Origin of the sequence: Micromonospora acroterricola (assembly GCF_003172955.1) — a bacterium.
Lineage (GTDB): Bacteria > Actinomycetota > Actinomycetes > Mycobacteriales > Micromonosporaceae > Micromonospora > Micromonospora acroterricola.
In genome coordinates, this window is the sequence record NZ_QGKR01000266.1 from 1 (window position 1) to 19577 (window position 19577).

General features: G+C 72.3%; 18 protein-coding genes and 1 riboswitch. Of the genes, 11 read left to right on the forward strand and 7 right to left on the reverse strand.

Going from position 1 to position 19577, the window contains the following annotated elements; genetic code table 11:
- Nucleotides 1-75: 75 nt before the first annotated feature.
- The 5 genes from DKT68_RS23260 to DKT68_RS23280 all read right to left on the reverse strand — a co-directional run bounded on the left by DKT68_RS23260 (nt 76) and on the right by DKT68_RS23280 (nt 6246).
- Nucleotides 76-594: a hypothetical protein gene (locus tag DKT68_RS23260; protein ID WP_109819518.1), complete on the reverse strand. Its 519-nt coding sequence runs from the start codon at nt 592-594 to the stop codon at nt 76-78.
- 119 nt (nt 595-713) lie between these two features.
- Nucleotides 714-1775: a coiled-coil domain-containing protein gene (locus tag DKT68_RS23265; protein WP_201749163.1), complete on the reverse strand. Its 1062-nt coding sequence runs from the start codon at nt 1773-1775 to the stop codon at nt 714-716.
- Between the two features lie 5 nt (nt 1776-1780).
- Nucleotides 1781-1912, reverse strand: a riboswitch (cyclic di-AMP (ydaO/yuaA leader).
- A gap of 142 nt (nt 1913-2054) precedes the next feature.
- Nucleotides 2055-2972 carry a cation diffusion facilitator family transporter gene (locus tag DKT68_RS23270; RefSeq protein WP_109819520.1) on the reverse strand — a complete coding sequence of 306 codons (918 nt, stop codon included), beginning with the start codon at nt 2970-2972 and terminating at the stop codon, nt 2055-2057.
- Between the two features lie 103 nt (nt 2973-3075).
- Nucleotides 3076-5193, reverse strand: a complete 2118-nt coding sequence (locus DKT68_RS23275; protein WP_109819521.1) for a HelD family protein — start codon at nt 5191-5193, stop codon at nt 3076-3078.
- Nucleotides 5194-5301: 108 nt separating this feature from the next.
- Nucleotides 5302-6246 carry an alpha/beta fold hydrolase gene (locus DKT68_RS23280; protein ID WP_109819540.1) on the reverse strand — a complete coding sequence of 315 codons (945 nt, stop codon included), beginning with the start codon at nt 6244-6246 and terminating at the stop codon, nt 5302-5304.
- 90 nt (nt 6247-6336) lie between these two features.
- Here DKT68_RS23280 and DKT68_RS23285 point away from each other — a divergent pair, with 90 nt between their 5' ends.
- Complete coding sequence (locus DKT68_RS23285) at nt 6337-7053, forward strand: carbonic anhydrase (RefSeq protein WP_236647042.1); 717 nt, start codon at nt 6337-6339, stop codon at nt 7051-7053.
- A gap of 119 nt (nt 7054-7172) precedes the next feature.
- Here the strand turns inward: DKT68_RS23285 and DKT68_RS23290 are convergent, their stop codons facing one another.
- Nucleotides 7173-7502, reverse strand: coding sequence for a hypothetical protein (locus tag DKT68_RS23290; RefSeq protein WP_109819522.1), 330 nt, complete (start codon nt 7500-7502; stop codon nt 7173-7175).
- Between the two features lie 307 nt (nt 7503-7809).
- Between DKT68_RS23290 and DKT68_RS23295 the strand changes: the two genes are divergently transcribed.
- From DKT68_RS23295 to DKT68_RS23340, 10 genes are all read left to right on the forward strand, one after another.
- Entirely contained in the window at nt 7810-8301 is a 492-nt protein-coding gene (locus DKT68_RS23295; protein ID WP_109819523.1) for a DUF3145 domain-containing protein, read from the forward strand.
- 206 nt (nt 8302-8507) lie between these two features.
- Nucleotides 8508-8789, forward strand: a complete 282-nt coding sequence (locus DKT68_RS23300) for a hypothetical protein (protein WP_109819524.1) — start codon at nt 8508-8510, stop codon at nt 8787-8789.
- A gap of 102 nt (nt 8790-8891) precedes the next feature.
- Nucleotides 8892-9701 (forward strand): metal-dependent hydrolase, encoded by an 810-nt coding sequence (locus tag DKT68_RS23305; protein WP_109819525.1) that lies wholly within the window; start codon nt 8892-8894, stop codon nt 9699-9701.
- The gene (locus DKT68_RS23310) at nt 9698-10606 is read left to right on the forward strand and encodes an amidohydrolase family protein (RefSeq protein ID WP_109819526.1); all 909 of its coding nucleotides are present in this window, start codon (nt 9698-9700) and stop codon (nt 10604-10606) included. The genes DKT68_RS23305 and DKT68_RS23310 overlap by 4 nt, the downstream gene beginning before the upstream one ends.
- A 182-nt stretch (nt 10607-10788) precedes the next feature.
- Complete coding sequence (locus DKT68_RS23315; protein WP_236647044.1) at nt 10789-11838, forward strand: LacI family DNA-binding transcriptional regulator; 1050 nt, start codon at nt 10789-10791, stop codon at nt 11836-11838.
- Nucleotides 11839-11923: 85 nt separating this feature from the next.
- Nucleotides 11924-13228 (forward strand): ABC transporter substrate-binding protein, encoded by a 1305-nt coding sequence (locus DKT68_RS23320; protein ID WP_109819528.1) that lies wholly within the window; start codon nt 11924-11926, stop codon nt 13226-13228.
- Nucleotides 13229-13296: 68 nt separating this feature from the next.
- Nucleotides 13297-14259 carry a carbohydrate ABC transporter permease gene (locus DKT68_RS23325; RefSeq protein WP_109819529.1) on the forward strand — a complete coding sequence of 321 codons (963 nt, stop codon included), beginning with the start codon at nt 13297-13299 and terminating at the stop codon, nt 14257-14259.
- A 1-nt stretch (nt 14260) separates the two neighbouring features.
- Nucleotides 14261-15157, forward strand: a complete 897-nt coding sequence (locus DKT68_RS23330; protein ID WP_109819530.1) for a carbohydrate ABC transporter permease — start codon at nt 14261-14263, stop codon at nt 15155-15157.
- A complete protein-coding gene (yicI, locus tag DKT68_RS23335; protein ID WP_109819531.1) occupies nt 15154-17394 on the forward strand; it encodes an alpha-xylosidase in 2241 nt (746 codons plus the stop codon). The genes DKT68_RS23330 and yicI overlap by 4 nt, the downstream gene beginning before the upstream one ends.
- A complete protein-coding gene (locus DKT68_RS23340) occupies nt 17391-18800 on the forward strand; it encodes a GH1 family beta-glucosidase (RefSeq protein ID WP_109819532.1) in 1410 nt (469 codons plus the stop codon). The genes yicI and DKT68_RS23340 overlap by 4 nt, the downstream gene beginning before the upstream one ends.
- A gap of 85 nt (nt 18801-18885) precedes the next feature.
- Here the strand turns inward: DKT68_RS23340 and DKT68_RS23345 are convergent, their stop codons facing one another.
- Nucleotides 18886-19479 (reverse strand): nucleotidyltransferase family protein, encoded by a 594-nt coding sequence (locus DKT68_RS23345; RefSeq protein WP_109819542.1) that lies wholly within the window; start codon nt 19477-19479, stop codon nt 18886-18888.
- Nucleotides 19480-19577 lie beyond the last annotated feature (98 nt).

Sequence of the window (19577 nt, forward strand, 5' to 3'; positions counted from 1 at the left end):
CGCCCCACGCCCCGCGCCCGCGCCAAGATCGCGCTCGATCCTGGATGTAGTGGCCTGCCGGCATCGGAGAGACCACTACATCCGGGTCGTAGCGCGATCACGGCTGGTCCGGCTCGCGACCGTCGGCCGTGCCGCCGGTCGCCGCCCCCACGGCTTGTACGTGGACAGCACCGTCGCGATGATCAACAGGCCGGTCGACACCGCCGGTGCGATCACCAGGTCGGCGCGGTCCCGGGCGGGCAGTGCGGCGCCCAGCGCGCCGGCGTGCCGCAGGTTCGGGGTGAGCAGGAAGAGCACCAGGCCAACCATGACCGTGGTGATCACGAGTTTGACCAGCACCCAGCGGTAGCGCAGCAGGCCCCACGGGGTGAGCAGCGCGCTGACCACGCCGATCAGCCAGACCAGCACGCTCAGCGGCGCGAACAGCACGGTGCCGATCAGCGCGGCAACCGGGTAGACGGCGGCCGGGTCGGCGCCGCGCTGCGCCGCCACGCCGAGCGTGAGCAGCGTCAGGTCGGCGCCGAGCCAGCCGAGCGAGGTGACCAGGTGCAGGGTGAGCAGCGCCTTGCGGGCGGTGGGCGGGATCCGTCGCATACCAGGATGCTGCCCGCCGGGCCGGCCCGGAGCGTCCGACGACCGGCGACATCCGGGGTACGCCCGCTGACGTACCCGGCGCGCCGGTGCCCCGCGTGACGGGGCACCGGCGCGGTGGGTCAGTACACCGAGAGGTGCACGTGGTTGGTGTGGTCGCTGGACGGGTCGCCGCCCGCCCCGCTGTACGACTTCCACCCGCTGCTGGGCAGCCAGATTTGCCTGTACCAGATCACGTACAGCACGGCGAGCCGGTCGGCGTTGCGGATGAAGTACGCGGCCAGGTTGTTGCCGTACGTCTTGTCGCCGCCGGTGGCGTCCCCGCCGAAGCCGTTCTTCTGCGCGGCGAAGTCGCAGGCCCGGCCCTTGGGGTGTTCGCCGGAGCCGCCGGAGCGGTGGCAGGAGACGTACCGGGTGAAGCCCGCGGCCTTGGCCTGGTTGAGCGCGTGCAGGGTGCGCGGGGTGATGCAGCCGGTGGCCGGGGTGGGGTCGTTGACGCTGCACGACTCGGACGGCCAGGAGCCGTCGGAGTTGCGCGGCGCCGCCTTGGCGTTGGCGGCGGAGGTGCCCCGGTTGGAGCCGCTGTCGGCGGTGGTCCGGGGCGCGGTGTTGGCCACGGTCAGGGCCCGTTCGGCCTGGTCCTTGCGCTTGGCCATCACCGCGACCTGCTTGCGCTGCTCGCGGATCTCGCCGTCCAGGGCGACCCGGGTGCGGTTGGCCTCGTCCCTGGTGGCGACCAGGTCGCGCAGTGCCCGGTCCTCGTTGGCGGCGACCGCGTCGAGCGTGACGGCCCGGTCCATGAAGCCCTCGGGGGTGTTGCTGCTGAGCAGCGCCGACACCGTGCCGAGCCGGCCGGTGCGGTAGGCCAGGCTGGCGATCTCGCCGACCTTGCCGCTGTGCGCGGTCATCTCGGCCTCGGTCGTCTTCAGTTGGGTGGTGAGCTGCTGCTGCCGCCGTACGGAGGTGTCCAGGGCGCGCTTGGCGTCCAGGTAGCCCTTGCTGGCGGCCTCCAGTTGGGCCCGTAGCGCCGGGGTGCCGCCCTCTTCGTCGCCGTTGGGCGCCGCCGCGGCCCGCAGGCCGGTCGGGGGAGCGGCCGAGGCTGCGCCGGCCGGGATCGCGATGCCGAGGGCGAACATCGCGACGATCAGGGCCGCCAGTCTGGCGGGTGGTCGTGCTGGTGCCACTACGCATGTCCTTCCGTCAGCCGCCGACCGGGTTAGCTGACGGGTTCGGGACGGAAGATCCCTACCGCTGACGCGGATGCACCCCAGGAACATGGTTCCCCGGTTCGCCCGCTCGGGCGATTAGGCGGCGGCCCCCACCGGCGCCGGGAGGGCGCCGCCGGGTGGAGACCGGGACCGAGCTTACCGGGGTCGGTGGGGCCGGTGCAGCGGATGTGACGGACGGTGCGTACGTCGTCACGGATAAATCCGACGAAAGAGAGCAAGGTTCTTGAAACGTCGTCACCATTCGATGGAACCGCAGGCCCCGGGGGCTGCGCCGGGCTCGGTCTGCAACGTCGCGTGCTCGATCCGGAAGTCCTCGTGCAGGGCGGTGCGCGCCGCGGTGAGCACCATCCCGACATCCGCGCCGGGCGCCATGGTGAGGTGTGCGGAGGCCACCTCCATGCCGGAGGTGAGCGTCCAGACGTGCAGGTCGTGCACCTCGACCACGCCGGGCACCGCGGCGAGCCGGTCGTGTACGGCGGTCACCTGGAGGTGTTCCGGTGCGGCCTGCACCAGGATGCGGACCGCGGCCCGCCCCAGCCGCCAGGTGCGCGGCAGGATGAACACGCCGATGGCGACCGCGACCAGCGGGTCGGCCCACCACCAGTCGGTGACCTGGATGAGCAGCGCCGCCCCGATCACGCCGACCGAGCCGAGCAGGTCGCCCAGCACCTCCAGGTAGGCGCCCTGGAGGTTGATGCTCTCCCGGGCACCGGCGCGGAGCAGGGCGAAGGCGGCCAGGTTGGCGAGCAGGCCGAGCGCGGCGACCGCCAGCATCGGGCCGGCCAGCACCTCGTGCGGGTCGCCGAACCGGCGGATCGCCTCGATCACCACGTAGACCGCCACGCCGGAGAGCAGGGCGGCGTTGGCCAGCGCGGCGAGGACCTCGAGCCGGTAGAGCCCGAAGGTGCGTTGCGGGTCGCCGGTGGCCCGTCGGGTGGCGGTGATCGCGGCGAGCGCCATGCCGATGCCGAGCACGTCGGTGAACATGTGCCCGGCGTCGGAGAGCAGGGCCAGCGAGCCGGTGTGGAACGCGGTCACCGCCTCGACCACCATCAGGGTGCCGAGCAGCCCGAACGCCGCCCAGAGCCGGCCCCGGTGCTGGTGCGCGGCGTTGGCGACCGACCCGTGGTGGTGGTCATGACCTGCGCCCACGAAACCACCCTCCGCTGTCGTCCGGACCCGGTCAAATGTATGCTCACATCGCTATGTATGCAAGTGTACGGCAGGCCACCGACCTGGGGCGTGCCACCGCAGGTCAGCCGGTCGGGTCGATGGTGGTGAGGCGCTGGGTGGCCCGGGAGAGCGCGACATAGAGGGTGCGCACCCCGGCGCCCGGATCCGCCCGGATCTCGCTCGGGGCGACCAGCACCACCCCGTCGTACTCCATGCCCTTGGCCTCCAGGCTGGTCACCACCTGCAACCGCGGCGCGCCGAGCGTGCCCAGCCACCCGGCCACCTCGTCGCGGCGGGGGACCGGCGTGATCACCCCGACGGTGCCCTCCACCTCCGCCAGCAGCCCGGTAGCCGCCTCCACGGTCGCGGTCTCCAGCTCGGTGGCGGGCACCACCAGTTCGACCGGGTCGACCCCGGTGGAGCGGACGGCCGTCGGCAGCGGCAGGTCGGGGTAGAGCCGCCGGATCTCCGCCGCCGCCACCGCGAAGATCTCCGCCGAGTTGCGGTAGTTGGTGGTCAGCGTGAAGTCGTGCCGCTTGCGCCGGCCCAGCGCCTGGTCCCGGGCCCGGTCCAGCTCCTCCGGATCACCGGTCCACGCGGTCTGCGCCGGGTCGCCCACCACCGTCCAGGAGGCCAGCCGGCCGCGTCGGCCGATCATGCGCCACTGCATCGGCGAGACGTCCTGTGCCTCGTCCACCACCACGTGCGCGTACTCCCGGTAGTCCTCCGGCCGTTCGCGGGCCGCCGCGCGTGCGGCCCGCTGCCGGTCGCCCAAGGTGCTCAGCTCGCGGACCCCGCCGGCGAGCTGGAACGGGTCCCGCCGGGCCCGCGCCGGCTGCGCCGGCTTGCCGAGCAGCGCGTCCAGCTCGTCCAGCAACGCCACGTCCGCGATGGTCAACCCGACCTCGTCCAGGTCCCGGTACGCCGCGCTGAGCAACCGGATCTCCGCGGTGGAGAGGATCCCGCCGGCGTACCGGCGCAGGCGGTCCGGCCGGGCCAGCCAGTCGAGGACGTGCCGGGGGTGCAGCCGCGGCCACCACGCCTTGAGGAACTCCCGGAACTCGGCCCGCTCGGCGATCTCCGCCTCGAAGGCCGGCTGCTCCGGCAGGTGCCCGGTGCTCAGGCGTCGGGCCTGCGCCCAGAGCGCGGCGAAGACCCCGTCGAAACCGGCCCGGCGTACCTCGTTGCGTCGGGCGCCCCGGTGCAGGGCGCGGTCCCGGATCCCGTCCAGCTCGACCCGGTCCAGCCGCAGCAGCTGGCCCCGGTAGAGCAGCCGCAGTTCTCCCGGCCCACCCGGCACCGCGTCGCGGACCGCGCGCTCCAGCACGCGGCGCATCCGCAGCGAACCCTTCACCGCCGCCACCTCGGGCGGGTCGGTGCGGGTGGCGGTCATCCCCGGGAAGAGGGTGCCCAGCGAGTGCAGGGTCGCGGTGTCCTCACCGAGCGCGGGCAGCACCGAGGCGATGTACTCGACGAAGACCGAGGACGGGCCGACCACCAGGATGCCGCCGCCGGCGTACCGGCTGCGGTCGGAGTAGAGCAGGTAGGCGGCCCGGTGCAGGGCGACCGCCGTCTTGCCGGTGCCCGGGCCGCCGGCGACGATCGTCACGCCGGAGCCGGGCGAACGGATCGCCTCGTCCTGCTCCCGCTGGATCGTCGCCACGATGTCGCGCATGCCCCGGCCCGTCGCCCGGGACAGGGTGGCCAGCAGCGCCCCGTCGCCGACCACCGTCATCCCCTCGGGGGCGGCGGTCGGGTCGAGCAGGTCGTCCTCGATCCGGGTGACCCGCTCGCCGCGGGACTGGATGGTGCGGCGGCGCACCACGCCCTGCGGCTGGGCCGGGGTGGCCTGGTAGAAGGCGGCGGCCGCCGGCGCCCGCCAGTCGACGACGAGCGTGGTCGCGTCCTCGTCGCGGATGCCGAGCCGCCCGACGTGCAGCACCTGCCGGTCGCGCAGGTCCAGCCGGCCGAAGACCAGGCCCTCGTGCTCGGCGTCGAGGGTGTGCCGCCGCTGCGCGGCGTGGAAGACCATCGCGTCCCGCTCGACCAACGCGCCGAACGTGCCCACCCGGGCCATCCGGTAGCCGTCCCGCTCGGCGCGGACCGCGGACCGCCGCAGCTCGGCCAGTCGGGCGTACACCCGGTCGAGGTGCCGCTGCTCGACGGCGATCTCCTGCTCCAGGGCGGTCTGGTCGGTCAACGCACGCTCCTTCTGACGTCGCCGGCAAGCGGCGCGAACCGCGCGGGCCAACCGCAGAAGGGTACGGCCCCCGGCCCGGCCCTCCGCGCCCGAGGTGCGGGAACGTGGTCAGCCACCCATCCCGGCGGGCGTCGCGTCGTGCGCGAGGGGCGCCGGCGCGTCGAGTACGCGGCGCAGGACACCCGTCAGCGCGGCGTTCACCTCGTCCGGGCGTTCCATCATCAGCATGTGCCCGGCGCCCGGGCAGACGGTCAGCTCGGTGGCCGGCAGGGCGGCGGCGATCGACTCGGCGCACGGCGGTGGGGTCAGCCGGTCCCGGTCGCCGACCAGGGCGGCCGCCGGCAGGTGGGCCAGCGCGGCGAGGGTGTCGAGCCGGTGCTGGGCGCCGATCGAGGCGCGGAACCCACCGATCGAGCGCAGCGAGGCGCGGGCCACCGCCGAGGTCACCAGCCGGATGTCCGCAGGCTCGCAGCGGTCGCCGAAGAGCATCCACCGGATGCTCGGTTGCAGCGCGCGCAGCAGCGCCCGGGGCGCCCGCCACGAACCGCACCGGGCCAGGACCCCGGCGCCGGTCGTCTCGGCCAGCCGGATCAACCGGGCGATCCGGGGGGAGAGCCCGTAGACGGTGTGGGTGTGCCCCTCGGCGGTGGTCGAGACGAAGACCAGGCCGGCGGTGCGGGCGGCGAAGTGCGCGGGCTGGCGGTGCGCGTACTCCATGATCGTCATGCCGCCCATCGAGTGCCCGACCAGGACCACCCGGCCGGCCGGCGCGACCGCGTCGATCACCGCGACCAGGTCGTCACCGAGCTGGGCCAGGGTGGCGGTCGGCAGTGCCATGCAACTGGACCGGCCGTGCCCTCGCGCGTCGTAGGTGACCACCCGCACCGCGCCGCCGGCCGACTCGGTGAGGGCGTCGAGCTGCCGGTGCCAGCTGCGCCCGTCCAGCGTCCAGCCGTGCAGCAGGATGGCGGTGACCGGGGCGTCCGCCGGCCCCGTCGCCTCGACGTGCAACCGCACGCCGTCTGGCAGCCCGACCTCGAACCGCTCCGGCATCGCCACCTCCCAGGGCCGTCCGGCATCACCAGCACCGGACTACCCGGTGGTAACACCGGCTACCCGCCATGACACCACGCCAATCGCGCTGTGGCGAACATTCCCGACCCCGCCCGTCGCCGCCGCCGGCGGGCCAAGCTGAACGGCATGGGGTCGTCGGGGGCAGCGCCCGGACCGCTCGCGGGCGGACCGGCGGCGCAGGGGCGACAGGCCGGTGGCACGCCTCGCGCCGCGCTGGCCGAGCTGCTCGCCGGTAACCGGCGGTTCGTCAGCGGCCAGCCGGTGCACGGTCACGACGTGACGGCCGCCGCGGCGGCCGCCTCCGGCGACCAGCAGCCGTACGCGGTGGTGCTTGGTTGCATCGACTCGCGGGTGCCGCTGGAGGCGATCTTCGACCAGACCTTCGGCGCGATCTGCGTGATCCGCACCGGTGGGCACGTGCTCGACCGCGCGGTGTGCGGCTCGATCGAGTACGTGGTCGGCCAGCTCGGCGTACCTCTGGTGATGGTGCTCGGCCACGAGCGGTGCGGCGCGGTGGGCGCCGCGGTGGACGCGCTGCGCTCCGGGGAGCGTCCCGGCGGGTCGTTGGCCCACCTGGTGGACGAGATCGCCCCGGCGGTGACCGAGGCGGGGCTGGACGATCCGGCGGTGCATCCGCTGGCGATCCGCCGGCACGTCCGGCGCACGGTGCGGACCCTGCGCGACGACGACCTGCTGGCCGGGCCGGTCGCCACCGGCCGGGTGGCCGTGGTCGGCGGCCTCTACGACCTGGCCACCGGCGAGGTCGCCCTGCTGGACCTGGCCTGACCAGGGCTCGCCCGAGCTGTATCCACCGGGCGTCCAGGTCGCAGCGGCCGGGCGGGAACGCGGAACCGCCCGCCGGGTGTCCCGGGCGGGCGGTTCGAGGTGTCGCGGTGGGGGAGGGCTCAGCCCTCGAAGACGCCGGCCTCGACCAGGCGCTTCTCGGTGGCGTCCCAGCCGTCACCCGGGTGGGTGACGTTCAGGTTGTTGATCTCCGCCCGGATCTTGGCGGCGTGGCCGGCCGCGGCCAGCACCCGGATCTCCTCGACGAAGGCCTCGGAGTCGGTGCGCAGGTGCGCGGTCTTGCCGTTGGTCAGGTTCCGCACGTAGGCGTGCTTGCCGCCGTTGAGCGGGATGAGGTACTTGAACTCGCCCAGCACGCTGAGGGCGCCACCCTGGCCAGCCTGGCCGGCCCGGACGGACGCGCGCGCGGTCTTAGAGGTGTTGCTCGCCACGGAGGTACTCCTTGCAAGACGTACGGGAGGACTGGACGTCCGGGGGCTGTGTGCGGGCGACCACCGGGTCGGCCCGCGAAGTTGTGCGCGGCACAAGCCGCCGATGGAACTGTACAGGACTACGACATCAGGCTGGTCGTCGCGGTGTCCTGAGAGGCAACGGAGACCACCCGTCCGGCTATTCCGGCCGGCGAATTTTCCGATTCCCTGGCGCACCATCCGTCACAGGAGTAATCATGTGTTGCAGCAGCCACCTGGGTGGACGAGGTCGTAGGGGAAGACGCACCTCGCTCTCCGGGAGGTCACCGTGCCAACGCGTGGCGTCGTATACGTCCACTCGACCCCGCTCGCCGTGTGCTCACACGTCGAGTGGGCGATCGCGCGCGTCCTAGCCGCGCCGGTCAACCTGCAGTGGACGGCTCAGCCCGTCGACCCCGGCGCCCGCCGGGCCGAGTGCGGGTGGACCGGTCGTCCGGGGACGGGCGCCGAGCTGGCCGCTGCCCTCCGGCAGTGGCCCATGATCCGTTTCGAGGTGACCGAGGAGCCGAGTCCCGGCGCCGACGGCGAGCGTTTCATGTACGTGCCGGCGCGCGGCCTGTTCCGCGCCACCGTCGGCGCGGCCGGTGACATCCAGCTCGGCGAGGACCGGCTACGGGCGCTGATGCTCGCCGCCCGGGCCCCGGAGGCGCTGTCGCACGCCCTCGACAAGGCGCTCGGCACCGCGTGGGACGCTGACCTGGAGCCCTACCGGTACGCGGGCGACGGCGCGCCGGTGACCTTGCTCACCCGGGTCGGCTGACCGGCCGCCCGCGAGCCGGCCACCTGCCCGCACGCGGTCGGCGCGACGCGGCGGCCCGGTAAGGTCAAGTTGCCCCGATAAGGGGGAACTGGTGGGATGGGCGGCGTGCCGATTCGCCCGCGCCGCGCCAGCGTCGCCGTCGCCGCCCTGACCGCTCTGCTCGTCTCCGCCTGCTCGGGCACGCCGGCCCGGCCCGCCCCGACCCGGTGGCGTACTGGCGCGCCGAGGAGGCCCGGCTGACCGGCGGTGGGGCGCTACCGGGCTACCGCAAGGTGGACATCTCCGCGCTGGACATCTTCGAGGGCGGCGCGATCTGGGAGTGCGGCTGGGAGAACGCGGCCGGCGAGCGGGTGCACAGTTTCCGGTTGCTGGCCAACACCTCGCCCGGGCGCGCCCACACCGTCTCGTGGTTGACAAAAGAGTTCGACTGGCAGGTCAACGCGACATACTTGCCGATGATCCGGCAGAGCTTCACCCCCGCACTCTGACACCGTCCGGTGTGGACCGTCCGGGTGATGCCCCTGCGGCGCTGGCCCTGACTACAGTGGCGTAGTTTTGGCGCTCAAGATCCCTGGGGAGGGTGAGCCGAGATGATGGGACCGTCGCACGCGCTGTCCGGCGCGGCGGTATGGCTGGCCGGGTCCTGGGCGCTGGACCAGTTCGCCGACTACCAGCAGTCGCCGCTCGCGTTGGCGGTGGGCACCGCGGTGTGCGCCGGTGGCGCGCTCTTTCCCGACCTCGACCTGTCGGGCAAGGTGACCCGCAACCAGGGCGGCGCCACGGTGGCGCGTACGTTCGGGGTCTTCTCGCTCTTCGTCGCCGAGGTGATGGAGAAGATCTCGCTCGGCGTCTACTACGCGACGAAGCTGAGCAAGGATCCCCGGCGCAACAACGGGCACCGGACGCTGACCCACACCATCCCGTTCACCCTGCTGGTCGGCTGGGGCACCACCGCCCTCTGCGCCGCGTACGGCAAGTGGGCGGTGATCACCATCCTGTTCTTCATGTTCGGCCTGGCCCTGCGCGGGCTGTTCGACGGTTGGGCGGAGCGGGCCGGCTGGGTGATCGTGACCCTGGCGTCCGCCGGGGCGGCCTGGTTCACCTTCGTCAACCTGCCGGGCGGGCGGGGCTATCCGCTGATCGGCACGGCCGTGGGGGTGGGCTGCTTCGTGCACATCCTCGGCGACATGATCACACGAGCCGGGGTGCCCATCCTCTGGCCGATCCCGATCCGCCGACGCATGTGGACGATGATCGGCCTGCCGAACAGCATCGCGCTGCGCACCGGCAGCAAGACCGAGGTGGTCGTGCTGCGCGCCGTCCTGACCGTGATCGCGGTGCTCTCCACCGCCGGCCTCATCGCCCCGTCGGTGCTGCAACGGTTCAACATCGACGTATGACCGATCCGGCTCGGCCGTCACCGCCGGCTGCCGACGAGCGGGTGCCGGAGTTCTGGCGGGCGCTGGGGCTGCCCGGGCTGGCCGACGTGCACGTGCACTTCCTGCCGCCGCGGCTGCTGCGCCGGGTGTGGGCGTACTTCGACGCGGCCGGGCCGCTGGTCGGCACCGAGTGGCCGATCCGCTACCGGTGGAGCGACGCCGACCGGGTCGCGCACCTGCGCCGGCTGGGGGTACGGGCGTTCAGCGCGCTCGCGTACCCCCACCGGCCGGGCATGGCGGCGGAGCTGAACCGGTGGACGCTGGAGTTCGCCCGCGCCACCCCCGGCTGTCTGCCCTCGGCCACCTTCTTCCCCGAGCCGGACGCCCCCGCGTACGTGGAGGAGGCGTTGGCCGGCGGTGCCCGGCTGTTCAAGGTGCACGTGCAGGTCGGCGGGTTCGCGCCGACCGACCCGGCGCTGGACCCGGTGTGGGGCGTGCTCGCCGACGCGGGCGTGCCGGTGGTGGTGCACGCCGGGCACGCACCGGTGGGGACCACGCACACCGGGCCGGAGCCGTTCGCCGCGCTGCTCGCCCGCCACCCCCGGCTCAGCGCCGTGGTGGCGCACCTCGGCGCCCCGGACTACCGGGCCTTCCTGGACCTCGCCGAGGCGTACGAGCGGGTCCGGCTGGACACCACCATGGCGTTCACCCCGTTCTTCGACCGGTTCGTGCCCTTCCCCACGGAGGAGCTGCCGCGCCTGCGCGAGCTGGGGCTGGCCGGCAAGGTCCTGCTGGGCAGCGACTTCCCGAACATCCCCTACCCGTACGCCGACCAGGTGACCGGGCTGGCCCGGCTCGACCTCGGCGACGACTGGCTGCGCGCGGTCTGCTGGGACAGCGCCGCGGCCCTGTTCGACCTGACCTGATTCGGGGTGGTCGAGGTAGCGGGCGGCGTGGGGTGAACCCACCACCGACTTCTTCTCGACATCGGCTATTGACGTCGCCGTAACAGGTGGCCTAGCGTCTGTCGAAACGTTTCGTCGAAACGTTTCGACGATCATTCGGGAGCGATCCCACGCCAGGCCGGAGGAGGTGCGCGGTGGCCACCATGCACGACGTCGCCCGCCTCGCCCGGGTCTCGGTCAGCACCGTCTCGTACGTGCTCACCGGCACCCGCCCGATCTCCCAGGCCACCCGGGACAAGGTGCTCGCCGCGGTGGCCGAGCTCGACTACCAGCCCAACGCGATGGCCCGGGGCCTGGCCAGCCGGCGCAGCCGGATCCTGGGCCTGCTGATGCCCATGGACGAGCGCGGCCTGGGTGCGACCGAGACCGCCTTCGTCACCGGCGCCGCCGCGGCGGCCAGCGCGGGCGGCTATCACCTGGTGCTCTCACCCGTCGGTGGCGGCGACCTCGACGACCTGCGGCGGCTGGCCAGCCAGCGGATGCTCGACGGGGTCGTGCTGATGGAGGTGCAGCTCGCCGACGAGCGGGTCACCGTGCTCCAGGAGGCCGGCACTCCCCTGGTCCTGATCGGCCGCACCGGCGACACCAGCACCCTCTCGTACGTGGACATCGACTTCGAGCAGACCGTGCGCGAGGCCGTCGCCCACCTCGTCGGCCTGGGCCACCGGAGCATCGTCTACGTCAACCACTCGGCCGCCACCCTGGCCAGCGGCTACGGCCCCGCGCTGCGTACCCGGGACGCCTTCGTCGCGGCGATGGCCGGGCACGGCCTGGAGCCGGTGATGATCCCGGCCGAGGACAGCGCCGCCGGCGGGCGGGCGGCCCTGGCCGCCGCGTTCGCGCGGGCCCCGGAGCTGACGGCCGTGCTGGCCATGAACGAGACCGCGATCTTCGGCATCCTCGGCGAGCTGACCGGCCGGGGGCTGTCGGTGCCCCACGACGTCTCGGTGGTTTCGATGGTCACCTCGCCGCAGGTCGCCGAGCTGGCCACCCCGGCGCTGACCGCGATGACGTCGCCCGGTTCGGCCATGGGGCGGATCGCGATCGAGGCGCTGCTGCGCCACCTGGACGGTCCCGGCGACGAGCGCCACCAGCAGCTGCTGCCGTGCGCGCTGGAGGTCCGGGGATCGACCGCCGTGCCACGACGGCCGGCACAGGACGCACCCGGGCGGTCGCCGACCGACGGGGGTTGACCAGCGAAAACGGCCCGTCGTCGCGCTGCAACGCGACGACGGGCCCAGTGCAGTACCGGCTAGATACTCAACGAGGAGGATAGCAATGCAGCGATTCCGCCGGATCGTCGCCGCGATCGCCCTGGCGGCGACCGCGACGACCACCGTGGCCGCGTGCGGCGGTGGTGACAGCGGGGACGACAGCGGGGCCAAGACCCTCAAGCTCTGGCACTACGAGAGCGCCAACAGCGCCATGGGGGTCGCCTGGGACCGCGCGATCGAGATCTTCAAGGCCGAGCACCCGGGCGTCGAGGTGCGCTTCGAGCGCAAGGCGTTCGAGCAGATCCAGCAGAACGCCGGCATGATCATCAATTCGTCCGAGGGCCCGGACATCATGGAGTACAACAAGGGCAACGCGACCGCCGGCCTGCTCTCCTCCCAGGGCCTGCTCACCGATCTGAGCGCCGAGGCCGACAAGCGCGGCTGGGCCGGCAAGCTCAGCCCCAGCCTGCAGACCACCGCCCGCTACAGCGACAAGGGCGTGATGGGCTCGGGCAACTGGTTCGGCGTGCCGAACTACGGCGAGTACGTCACCGTCTACTACAACAAGGACCTCTTCGACAGGTACGGCGTCAAGGTTCCGACCAGCATGGCCGAGATGACCGCCGCGATGGACACCTTCGTCGACAAGGGCGTCGCCCCGCTGGGCATGGCCGGCGCCGAGTACCCGGCCGGTCAGCTCTTCTACCAGTTGGCGCTGGCCAAGGCGGACCGGCAGTTCGTCGACAACTACCAGCTCTACAAGAACCCGGTGGACTTCACGGCCGACCCGCTCAAGTCCGGCGCGGAGACCTTCGCCGACTGGGTGCGCAAGGGCTACGTCGCGAAGAACTCGGCGAGCCTGAAGGCCGAGGACATGGGCACCGCGTTCATCGGCGGCAAGACCCCCATGATCGTCTCCGGCAGCTGGTGGTACGGCCGTTTCAAGGCCGAGATGAAGGCCAACTGGGACACCTTCCTCTTCCCCGGCAACACCCTGCACGCCGGCTCGTCCGGCAACCTCTGGGTGGTCCCGGCGACCAGCAAGGCCAAGGGCCTGGCGTACGACTTCATCGACATCACCCTGCGTCCGGAGATCCAGGACCTGATCGGCAACAACGGCGGCGTCCCGGTCGCCGGCGACCCGGCGAAGATCAGCGACCCCAAGGACCGGAAGCTGATCGAGGACTTCAACACGGTCAGCAAGCAGGACGGCCTGGCCTTCTACCCGGACTGGCCGGTTCCCGGCTACTACGACGTGCTGGTCTCCGGCTTCCAGGGCCTGATCAACGGATCCAGGTCGCCGGACCAGGTCCTCGACTCGATCGCCAAGCCGTACGCCGAAGGCGTCAAGGAGATCACCGGCAAGTGACACGGCGAGGGGGCGGGCGCGACCGGCACGACCGGGGCGCCCGCCCGCTCCACCGGGAAGGATCCTCCATGGCAGTCTCCGAGACCGTCGCCGTTCCGGCGACGACACCGACCCCGCCCGCGCCCGGCCGTGGCCGTCGCGGCCGCAACGCGGCGTACTGGCTCTACCTGCTCCCCGGAGCGGTGCTCTTCATCCTGGTCATCGGCGCGCCGCTGGTCGGCACCGGCTACCTGTCGCTGACCAAGTGGTCCGGGGTGGGCGACCCCACCTGGGTCGGCCTGGACAACTACCAGCAGCTGCTGCACGACGAGGTGTTCTGGGCGTCGTTCCGGAACACGGTCGCGATGATCGTCGCGATGGTGGTGGTGCCCACCCTGCTCGGGCTGGTGCTCGCCTCGGTGCTCTTCGACATCATCGGCCGCCGGTTCCGCCCCCGCACAGCCGCCGCGCTGCGGGCCGCGTTCTACCTGCCGCAGGTGCTGCCCGTCGTGGTGGCCGGCATCGTCTGGGGCTGGATCCTGCGCCCCGACGGCGCGTTCAACAGCCTGCTCGACGCGGTGGGCCTCGGCGCGCTGCGCCACGACTGGCTCGGCGACCCGGGCACCGCCCTGCCCGCCGTGATGGCGGTGATGATCTGGGTGCAGATCGGCTACCCGGTCGTCGTCTTCATGGCGGCGCTGCAACGGGTCGACCCCGAGCTGTACGAGGCGGCCGAGGTGGACGGCGCGAACTGGGCCCACCGCTTCCGGGCGATCACCCTGCCGCAGATCCGGCCGGAGACCTTCGTGGTGGCCCTGACCTGCACCATCGCCGCGTTGAAGGTGTTCGGGCCGATCTTCGCCCTGACCCGGGGCGGCCCGGAGAACGCCACCAACGTGCCGTCGTACTTCGCGTACTACACGTTCTTCAAGAAGCTCCAGGTCGGCTACGGGTCCGCGATCTCGACCGTGCTCACCCTGATCATCGTCGTGGTGGCGGTGGTCTTCATCTGGATGCAGGCCCGCAGCGAGCGCCGGGACCGGGGGTTCTGAGATGGCCGTCACGCTCATCCCGACCGAGAGCGCGGTGGTGACCCCGCTGCGGAGCACGCCGAGCCGCGACCGGCACCGCCGGGGCGCCGCCCGCTGGGTGGTGCTCGCCCTGGTCACGCTCGCCGCGCTCGCCATGCTGGTGCCGTTCGCGTTCATGCTGCTCAACGCGTTCAAATCACCGACCGACTACTCCTCGGGCGGTCCACTGAGCTGGCCGACGGAGTTCTACACCAAGGGCCTGCGGACGTACTGGACCACGGTGAACTTCCCGCTGAAGGTGTGGAACTCGGCGCTCATCGCCGGCTCCGTGGCGGTGCTCGGCGTCGTCGTCTCACTGCTCAACGCGTACGCGCTGGGCATCGGCCGGGTCCGCGGCCGGCTCTGGATCGTCGGGCTGTTCCTGCTGGCCAACATGCTGCCCCAGGAAGCGCTGATCTACCCGCTGTACTACGTGGCCAAGGAGATCGGCCTCTACAACACCCGACTCTCGGTGATCATCATCTTCACCGTGATCCAGAGCGCGTTCGGCACCTACCTGCTCGCCTCGGTGCTGAGCACCTTCCCGCGCTCGCTGCTCGAGGCCGCCGCGCTGGACGGCGCCGGCAAATGGACGGTGCTGTGGCGGGTGGTCTTCCCCAACCTGCGGCCCACCCTCGCGGTGCTGCTCATCTTCTTCTTCATCTGGACCTGGAACGAGTTCCTGATCCCGCTGGTCATGCTCATCGACAACCAGACGCAGACCATCCCGGTCGCGCTCGCGTCGTTGCAGGGCGACCGCCTGATGGACGCCCCGACCACCAACGCCGGCGCTCTGATCAGCCTCGTGCCGGCCATCCTCTTCTTCCTCATCTTCCAGCGCACTCTGGCGCGCGGCATCACGGCAGGAGCCGAGAAGTGAAGTTCACCGACGGGTACTGGCAACTGCGCCCGGGGGTCAGCGTGCTGCGCCCCGGCACGGTGGAATCGGTCGAGCCGGACGAGCGCGGCTTCACCGTCTTCGCCCCGGCCGGCCAGATCACCGGGCGCGGCGACACCCTCAACCGGCCCGTGGTCACCGTCCGGTTCTTCTCCCCCGCCCCCGGCGTCGTCGGCGTGACCATCGGCCACCACAGCGGCGGGCTGCCCCGCGAACCCCACTTCGGGCTGAGCACCGACGACGACCACCCGGTCGCCGTCGACATCACCGGCATCAGCGCCTCGCTGACCACCGGCGAGCTGACCGCCCGGGTCGCGCTCGTCGACGGGTGGCGGGTCGACTTCCGGCACGGCGACCGGCTGATCACCGCGTCCACCGGGCGCAGCGTCGGCATCGTCACCGACGGCGAGGGCCGCCGGCACGTGCACGAACGGCTCGCCCTCGGCGTCGGCGAGACGGTGTACGGGCTGGGCGAGCGGTTCGGCCCGTTCGTGAAGAACGGCCAGACCGTGGACATCTGGAACGCCGACGGCGGCACCGCCAGCGAGCAGGCGTACAAGAACGTGCCGTTCTACCTCAGCAGCGCCGGCTACGGCGTGTTCGTCGACCACCCGGAGCACGTGTCGTTCGAGGTCGGCTCGGAGGTCGTCACGCAGACCCAGTTCAGCGTCGAGGGCCAGTCGCTCACCTACTACGTCATCGACGGGCCCACCCCGAAGGACGTGCTGCGCCGCTACACCGCGCTGACCGGCCGCCCGGCCCGCGTCCCCGCCTGGTCCTACGGGCTGTGGCTGTCCACGTCGTTCACCACGTCGTACGACGAGAAGACGGTGACGGAGTTCGTCGACGGGATGGCCGAGCGGAACCTGCCGTTGTCGGTGTTCCACTTCGACTGCTTCTGGATGCGCCAGTTCCACTGGGTCGACTTCGTCTGGGACCCGGCGACCTTCCCCGACCCGGAGGGGATGCTGCGCCGGCTGCACGAGCGTGCCCTGAAGGTGTGCGTCTGGATCAACCCGTACATCGCGCAACGCTCGTACCTGTTCGAGGAGGGCCGGCAGGCCGGCTACCTGGTCCGCAACACCGACGGCTCGGTCTGGCAGTGGGACAAGTGGCAGGCCGGCATGGCGCTGGTCGACTTCACCAACCCGGACGCGGTGCGCTGGTTCACCGGCAAGCTCAAGGCGCTGCTGGACATGGGCGTGGACTGCTTCAAGACCGACTTCGGCGAGCGCATCCCGACGGACGTGGTGTGGCACGACGGCTCGGACCCGCAGCGCATGCACAACTACTACTCCTACCTCTACAACAAGGCGGTCTTCGAGCTGCTGGAGGCCGAACGCGGGGAGGGCGAGGCGGTGCTGTTCGCCCGCTCGGCCACCACCGGCGGGCAGCAGTTCCCGGTGCACTGGGGCGGCGACTGCGAGTCGACGTTCGTCGCGATGGCCGAGTCGCTGCGCGGCGGGCTGTCCCTGGCGGCGTCCGGCTTCGGCTACTGGAGCCACGACATCGGCGGCTTCGAGGGCACCCCCGACCCGACCGTGTTCAAGCGGTGGATCGCCTTCGGGCTGCTCTCCTCGCACTCCCGGCTGCACGGCTCCGGCTCGTACCGGGTGCCGTGGGCGTACGACGAGGAGGCGGTCGACGTGCTGCGGCACTTCACCCGGCTCAAGCTCAGCCTGATGCCGTACCTGGCGGCCGCCGCAGAGGAGGCGCACCGCGACGGGATCCCGATGATGCGCCCGATGATCCTGGAATTCCCGGACGACCCGGCCTCGGCGCACCTGGACCGGCAGTACATGCTCGGCCCGGACGTGCTGGTCGCGCCGGTGCTCAGCGCCGACGGGGAGGTCACCTTCTACGTGCCCGCCGGCACCTGGACGCACCTGGTCACCGGCGCGCAGCTCACCGGCCCGGCCTGGGTCACCGAGAAGCACGAGTTCGACAGCGTGCCGGTGCTCGCCCGGCCGGGCGCGATCATCCCGTTCGGGGCACGCTCCGACCGGCCCGACTACGAATGGGCGGACGGCGTGCAGCTGCGGCTCTACACACCCGCCGAGGGGCAACGCCAGCGGGTACGCATCCCGTCGCCCGGGGACGGTCCCGGTGCGGAGTTCGAGGTGAGCTTCCGCGACGGGGTCGCCACCGCCGAGCTGGTGGCGGGCGCCTCGTCGGCGTACCACTGCGTGGTGGCCGGGACGGAGGTGGCGCCGCGATGACCGGACGCGTCTTCCCGGAGAGCTTCGTCTGGGGCTCGGCCACGGCCGCGTACCAGATCGAGGGCGCGGCACGCGAGGACGGCCGGGGGCCGTCCATCTGGGACACCTACAGCCACACGCCCGGCCGCACCCGCAACGGCGACACCGGTGACGTGGCCGCCGACCACTACCACCGCTGGCAACAGGACCTGGATCACATCGCCGAGCTGGGTCTCGGCGCGTACCGGTTCTCCATCTCCTGGCCGCGGGTGCAGCCCGGTGGCGCCGGCCGGTTCAACCAGGCCGGCCTGGACTTCTACTCCCGGCTGGTGGACGGCCTGCTGGAGCGCGGCGTCCGCCCGGTGGCGACCATGTACCACTGGGACCTGCCGCAGGAGCTCGAGGACGCCGGCGGGTGGCCGGTGCGGGAGACCGCGCTGCGCTTCGAGGAGTACGCGGCCGGCATCGTCGCCGCGCTCGGCGACCGGGTGCACACCTGGACCACGCTCAATGAGCCGTGGTGCTCGGCGTACCTCGGCTACGCCTCCGGTGTGCACGCGCCGGGGCGTACCGAACCGGCGGCCGCGCTGGCCGCCGTCCACCATCTCAACCTGGCGCACGGCCTGGCCGGGCGGGTGGTGCGGGAGTTGGCGCCGACGGCCGAGCTGTCGGTGACGCTGAACCTGCACGTGATCCGCCCCGAGTCGGCCTCGGCGGCGGACGCCGACGCGGTGCGGCGCATCGACGCGCTGGCCAACCGCTCGTTCCTCGGGCCGATGCTCGGCGGGGCGTACCCGGCGGACCTGCTGGCCGACACGGCGGGCGTCACCGACTGGTCGTTCGTCCGTGACGGCGACGAGAAGGTGGCCGGAGTGCCGCTGGACGTCCTCGGCGTCAACTACTACTCCAGCACGCTGGTCCGGGCCTGGGACGGGCACTCGGCGCGCTCGGACGCCGACGGTCACGGCGCCTCGGCGCACTCACCGTGGGTCGGCGCCGACGACGTCGACTTCCTGCCCCAGCCCGGCCCGCATACGGCGATGGGCTGGAACATCGACCCGGCCGCATTGACCGGGCTGCTGCTGCGGCTGCACCAGGAGTACCCGGGCCAGCCCCTGATGATCACCGAGAACGGCGCGGCGTTCGACGACGTCGTGTCGGCCGACGGCCGGGTGCACGACGAGCGGCGGGTCGACTACCTGCGTCGGCACATCGCCGCCATCGCGGACGCGCGCGAACAGGGCGCGGACGTCCGGGGCTACTTCGTCTGGTCGCTGCTGGACAACTTCGAGTGGGGCTACGGCTACGACCGGCGGTTCGGCATCATCCGGGTCGACTACGACACCCAGGAGCGCACCTGGAAGGACAGCGCGCACTGGTACCGGCGCCTGGTCGAGACCGGACTGCCGGACCAGCCAGCGGACTGACCAGGGCCTCCCCCAGGCCGGCCGGCTCGACGGGCAACCGCCCGCCGGTCGGCCGGCCGGGGTACGACGTCCGCGCGACCGGAGCTCAGACGCCGACCCGTTGCGGCGGGACCGTCAGCCCGTAGAGCGCCATCAACTCCGGGGTGTCGACCCGACTGCCGTCGGCCACCGAGTCGCAGGCGATGTCCACGATCTGGTCCTTGTGCGCCAGCAGGTACGGCCGGGCGCCCACGTCGGCGCTGGCCAGCGTGGCGATGCCGGGCCAGTGCCGGCGGCCGAAGAGCATCGGGTAGCCGCGCAACCCGTCGTAGGTGGCGCAGACCAGCACGTCCGGGTACGGCAGCGCGGCCACGCGCCGGACGGCGGCGGTGGTCAGGCCCGGCATGTCGACCGGAACGACCACCACGGCCTCGATCCCCTCGTCGTCCATGGCGGCCAGGCCGGCGCGGATGGACGAGCCGACCCCGGTGCCCCACGCCTTGTTGATGACCACCGTCACCCCGGCCAGGTCGGCGGTCTCCCGGACCTGCTCGGCGGCGGCGCCCAGTACGACCACGATCTGCTCGCAGCCCGCCTTGGTCATCGTGTCGATCATCTGATTGACCAGGGGCTTCTCCCCCTGGTGCAGCAGCGCCTCGGGACCGCCGATGCGGCGTCCCCCGCCCGCGGCGATGATCATTCCTGCGATCCGGTTCAGCTGCGCCCCCTCCACCGTGGAGCGGACCGGGCACGGCGGCACCCGGTCCGTCCCGTCCTACGGACACCGGATGCAACGAG